At 69.1% G+C, this 5,416-nt stretch carries 4 protein-coding genes; 2 read left to right on the top strand and 2 right to left on the bottom strand.

The features are described from left to right. On the top strand, positions 1-1,581 hold a 1,581-nt coding region (locus FKP22_RS19930; RefSeq protein WP_141289445.1), incomplete at its 5' end, for a DUF1800 domain-containing protein. An 8-nt stretch (positions 1,582-1,589) separates the two neighbouring features. Then, entirely contained in the window at positions 1,590-3,134 is a 1,545-nt protein-coding gene (locus tag FKP22_RS19925) for a DUF1501 domain-containing protein (RefSeq protein ID WP_141289444.1), read from the top strand. A gap of 28 nt (positions 3,135-3,162) precedes the next feature. Here the strand turns inward: FKP22_RS19925 and FKP22_RS19920 are convergent, their stop codons facing one another. Continuing rightward, complete coding sequence (locus FKP22_RS19920; RefSeq protein ID WP_141289443.1) at positions 3,163-4,053, bottom strand: WcbI family polysaccharide biosynthesis putative acetyltransferase; 891 nt, start codon at positions 4,051-4,053, stop codon at positions 3,163-3,165. Continuing rightward, positions 4,046-5,302, bottom strand: coding sequence for a hypothetical protein (locus FKP22_RS19915; RefSeq protein WP_141289442.1), 1,257 nt, complete (start codon positions 5,300-5,302; stop codon positions 4,046-4,048). Before FKP22_RS19915 ends, FKP22_RS19920 begins: the two co-directional genes overlap by 8 nt. Between the last annotated feature and the right edge of the window lie 114 nt (positions 5,303-5,416).

The following is a 5,416-nucleotide window of genomic DNA, read 5'->3' as shown; positions in this document are numbered from 1 at the left end:
CCGACCGACGCCGACCTCAGCCGCGCGATGAGCATTGGCCAGGCCGCCTGGCTGGACGAGCAGCTGGCCAAGCCGGTGCGCGCCGCCCACACCACGCGCTGGGCCAGCGACAACACCAGCATCCAGGCCGCCAACGCCAAGAGCACCGCCAGCAACCCGACCATTGCCGCGTCCTTCTACACGGCCGCGCTGAAGAACGACGACCAGCTGCGCCAGCGCGTGGCGTTTGCACTGTCGGAGATCTTCGTCGTCTCGATGCAGGAGCTGAGCGCCGGCCGTTCGCAGGCCGTGGCCAGCTGGCTGGACATGCTCAACCGGGACGCGCTGGGCAACTTCCGCACGCTGCTGGACGACGTCGCCCTGCACCCCGCGATGGGCCTGTACCTGTCGCACCTTGGCAGCCAGAAAGCCAACGCCAAGACCGGCAGCACGCCGGACCAGAACTTCGGCCGCGAACTGATGCAGCTATTCTCCATCGGCCTGCTGCAGCTGAACCTGGACGGCACGCCCAAGCTGGACGCCAACGGCCGCGCCATCGAGACCTACAACACCGACGACATCCTCGGCATGTCGGCCGTGTTCACCGGCTACAACTGGGCCGCCACCGATCCGAACGCCTTCGGCCCTTATGCCTCCGGCGTCACGCTGTCGCCCAACCGGCTGATCCTGCCGATGCAGGCCTACGCCAGCCAGCACTCGACGGTTGAGAAGCGCATCCTGGGCAGCGTCATTGCCGCGCAGGCCACGCCTGACATGGCCGCCGACCGCAAGGCCGCACTGGACACGCTGTTCAACCATCCCAACGTGGCACCGTTCATCGGCCGCCAGCTGATCCAGCGCCTGGTCACCAGCCACCCCAGCACCGCCTACGTGCAGCGCGTGGCCAAGGTCTTCACGAACAACGGCGCTGGCGTGCGCGGCGACCTGAAGGCCGTCGTGCGCGCCATCCTGATCGACGACGAAGCCCGCTCCGTCACGCTGGCTGGCGGCGACGCCTACGGCAAGCTGCGCGAGCCGGTGCTGCGCCTGACGGCGCTGCTGCGCGCCTACCCGACCAGGTCCTTGAGCGGCCTGATGCAGACCGGCGCCTGGGACGATCCGGCCGCGACCATCGGCCAGGTGCCGCTGCAGGCGCCTTCTGTCTTCAACTTCTACCGGCCAGGCTATGTGCCGCCAGGCGGCGAAGCAGCCCAGCGCAGCCTGACGCTGCCGGAAATGCAGGCCACGACCGAAACCAGCGTGGCCGGCTATGCCACCGCGATGATGAACATCCTGGCCAACGGCGCCGGCGTGAAGGTAACCGTCGGCACGACCACCGGCCTGGACGTGCAGACCGACTACAGCGCCGACGTGGCGCTGGCCGCCAACGCCGACACGCTGGCCCGCAAGGTCTGCGACCGGCTGATCACCGGCACGCCGCCGGCCGCACTGATCACCGGCATGACCGAGGCGATCAACTCGATTGCCATTCCCAAGGCCACCGCCAGCAATGCCGACAAGGTGGCGGCCGCCAAGCTCAACCGGGTGCGCGCTGCGCTGCTGCTGGCCGTGACCAGTCCCGAATTCATCGTCCAGAAGTGAGCCGCATCATGTCCTCGTCTTCCGCCAAATCCCCGCTGGACGCCCTGCCCCGCACCACCCGCCGCGAACTGCTCAAGCGCTTTGGCGCCATGGGCCTGGCCGGCTCCACCGCTGGCGGCCTGGGCCTGAACCTGGCCGCGATGAGCCAGGCCAGCGCCGCCGTCGGCAGCAGCTACCGCGCGCTGGTCTGCGTCTTCCTGTACGGCGGCAACGACGCCTACAACACCGTGCTGGCGACCGACAGCGCCTCCTGGGCCAATTACGCCGCCGCGCGAAGCGCGTCCAACAACGCACTGGTGCTGGGCGCCGCCGGCACGCCGGCCGACCCGACCAGCACCGCCGTGCACACCCGCCTGGGCGGTGTGCTGCCCATCAACCCGGTGCATGCGCAAGGCCGCACGCTGGCGCTGCACCCGGCGATGACCGAAGTGGCCGCGCTGTTCAACAAGGGCCGTGCCGGCGTGGTCGCCAATGTCGGCCCGCTGGTCGCACCGCTGACCAAGGCCCAGTACATGGCCGGCACCGGCCAGAAGCCGGTCAAGCTGTTCTCGCACAACGACCAGCAAAGCACCTGGCAGTCGCTGGCCACCGAAGGCGCCACCGCCGGCTGGGGCGGCCGCATGGCCGACCAGCTGCTGAGCGGCAACGGCAACTCGATGTTCACCGCCACGTCCATCTACGGCAACGCCGTGTGGCTGGCCGGCCAGCAGGCCCGCGCCTACCAGCTCTCGCAGGGCGGCGCGATCCGCATCGGCAGCAGCTCGGGCGCCGCCTTCGGCTCGACCACGGTGCAACAGAAACTGGTGTCGCTGATGAGCAGCAGCCGCAACAACTCGGTGCTGGAGCGCGAATATGCCGCGGTCGTGGGCCGCTCGGCCACCGCCGAAGGCACGCTGCGCAACGCCCTGCCGGCGATGGACGCCGGCCCCTGGGGCAGCGGCACCAACCAGGCCACCGACGCGCTGCTGATGCATGCCAACCCCAGCACCGGCGCGATGGCCGTGAACCCGCTGGCGCAGCAGCTGCAGGCCGTGGCCCGCATGATCGCCGCGCGGCAGACGCTGGGCGTCTCGCGCCAGGTCTTCTTTGTCGGCATCGGCGGCTTCGACACCCACGACACCCAGCCCGACCGCCACGCGCTTGCGCTGGCCCGCCTCTCGCACGGCCTGGGCTATTTCGACAAGGCGCTGCAAGCCATGGGCGTGGACGACGGCGTGACCACCTTCACTGCCAGCGACTTCGGCCGCAACCTGAGCAGCAACGGCGACGGCGTGGACCACGGCTGGGGCGCGCATCACTTCGTGATGGGCGGCGCGGTGCGCGGTGGCGATGTCTACGGCACGCTGCCGGTCTACGGCAAGTCCAGCGGCAACGGCGTGTTCGACAGCCCGGACCAACTCAGCCAGGGCGCCCTGCTGCCCTCGATGCCGGTGGAGCGCTACGCCGCCACCATGGGCCGCTGGCTGGGCCTGAGCGACGCCCAGTTGCTGGACATGCTGCCGCGCCTGGGCAACTGGTCCGCAGCGGACCGCACGCTGGGCTTCCTGGGCTGAACTTCACGGTGCCGCGCCGACGTCCGCTTCAGCGGATGCGGGCGTTCTTCAGCACCTCGGCGCGCTGGTCGTAGAGGCGGTAGAAGCCTTCGATCAGCGCTGCCAGCGCGTACTCGTGTGGCCCTTTGAAGCCGATGATGCGCCCGCCTTCTTCCTGGACAGCCAGGCCACGGTAGTGGTCGGGTCCATCGAATCCGGGCGCCTGGCTGGCGCGCACAAACGGATTCACCGGCAGGCGGAACTGGCCCAGCGGCTCGGCTGCGCCAGGCCCGACACCATCCACCGCCAGGCCTTCCAGTTTCAGCACCCGGGTCGCCAGTTCCAGCAGCAGTTGCCGCGTGGGATGGTTCATCGTGTGGAACAGCCGGCTGCGCAGCACGTGCTCGCGCAGGTAGTCCAGGATCTTCACGTCTGCCGTGGCTTCGCGCCGCTCCAGCTCCGGCCATGGGGCCTCGGCGGCGTCGGCAAAGCGCTTGCCGTGCAGCGCCACGTCCAGGCATCGCTGCTCGCATTCGGCCACCGACTGCCCGGACTTCCAGCCCTCGAAGATGAACCGGTGGTGGTAGTCCCCCAGCGGACCATGCAGCGCACCGCCGGTGCTGGGGCGGATGTAGGTCAGCTCCGGGTTGTAGCCGGCGTAATAGAGGTTGATCCAGCTGCGCAGCTTGCCCCCGTACCTGGCCTGCAAGGCGCTGGTGGTGACGAACCCGCAGGGGTAGCCGTCGGCCACCTGCTGCGCCAGGATCAGGTCCGCAGCCTCGAACTCGGGCGTGTAGACCGACTCGTCGGCATCTTTCAGCAAGTGCACCACGGCCACGCTGTGCACCGTGACCCGGCTGCTCAGCTGCCCCAGGTACTGGGCCAGCGGCCTGGCCTGGCAGTTGCCGACGACGGCAATCTTCAGCTCGGCATCAGGCATAACGGCCTCCGTCGATGCGCGCCAGGTTCTCCATCTCGCCCAGCCGGCTCACGGCCCAGTTGGCGTCCAGCCGCCGCTCGGGCAGGAAACCGTCATTGCACTTCTGTCGCACGCCCAGCAAGGTGTTGAGGTGGTTGCCGTAGTAGACCGCCGCGCAGCCGTGTGTGCGATGCACATGGTGGGTCAGCGGCAGGCCATAGCAGCCGCAGGACGCAAAGAAGAGGTCGAACTCGTGGCGGGCAAAGGCCTCATCCACCTGCTGCTTCAGGCGCTCGAAGCTGTCGTGCCAGCCGGCATCCGGGCGCTGCGGGTAGACCGACATCGGCGCCGGCAGCGTCTGCAGCGCGAAGTCGGGGATGGGCAGGTCCTTGTAGAGGCCAAACAGCCTGCCGCTGTCCCGCAGGCCGGCGATCTCGTCAGCAAAGGGCGTGACAAACAGCAGCTTGCGGCCAGCCAGCATGGCGTAGAAGCGGTCCGGCGCAGGAAAGCGCACCGGGCCGGCGACGCGGCCATCGCGCTGCCAGAGGTGGGCCTGCACCGGCCAGAAGTTTGGGTACGCGCCGGGATAGGGGAACAGGTGATCGGCCCCGCCGAGTGCGGCCAGGTAGGTCTCGCACCACGGCGCCAGCGAGCGCCAGGGCTGGTCCAGGTCGGCGTAGAAGCCGGCGTTGGTCATCAGGGCGCGCAGGTTGAAGGCCAGGTCATCGGCGCTCAGCCAACGGCCCAGCTTGCGCGGCGCGTACATGCTGTTCGCGTCGTCCAGCCCGGCCTGCACGGTTTGCAATGCCTCGCGCAGTTCGGGCTGGCGCTCGATCCAGTTCTGGATCACGCGAAGCTCGACATTGCCGTAGCGGGCGTAGAAGCGCGGTTCCCAGCGCTCGGTCGCCGGCATGGGCACTTCGAAAAAAGCCTCGGTGCGCAACTGGCGCTTTCGCACGATGTGGGTGTAGAGCACCACCAGGTCCTGCAGCCAATGCTGCAAGGCCGGCTCGGCGGCCGTGCCACGCGCCAGTGCAGCGCGCAGGTCCTGCTGCAAGGGCTCGTTGGACATCAGCGCACGCGGTGGCTCGGCCGCTGGGCTGGCGCGCATCAGCGCGTCCATGCCCGCTTCCAGCCGGGTTTCGAGCGCCTTGCCTTGCAGCACCTGCTCGCGCCACAGCGCGGCGGCGTTCAGGCAGCTCAGCGGGCCGGCCTCGTAGGAGTCGGCCTCGATGCGGTCGTCGAAGCCCAGCGAAATCAACAAGCTCATGCGGAAAGGCGGCTGCGCCCCATGCGCGGCGGATCAACCCTCACCCTAACACGCGGCCAGCGGCGCGCGCCGGGCCCGGCGCCTCTTTGCACGCCTCGGATGCTCGGGCTCAAT

The organism is Ideonella azotifigens (assembly GCF_006519715.1).
Taxonomy (GTDB): domain Bacteria; phylum Pseudomonadota; class Gammaproteobacteria; order Burkholderiales; family Burkholderiaceae_C; genus Ideonella; species Ideonella azotifigens.
The sequence above is the reverse complement of the archived record's forward strand: the minus strand, read 5'-3'. Positions and strand labels throughout refer to the sequence as shown.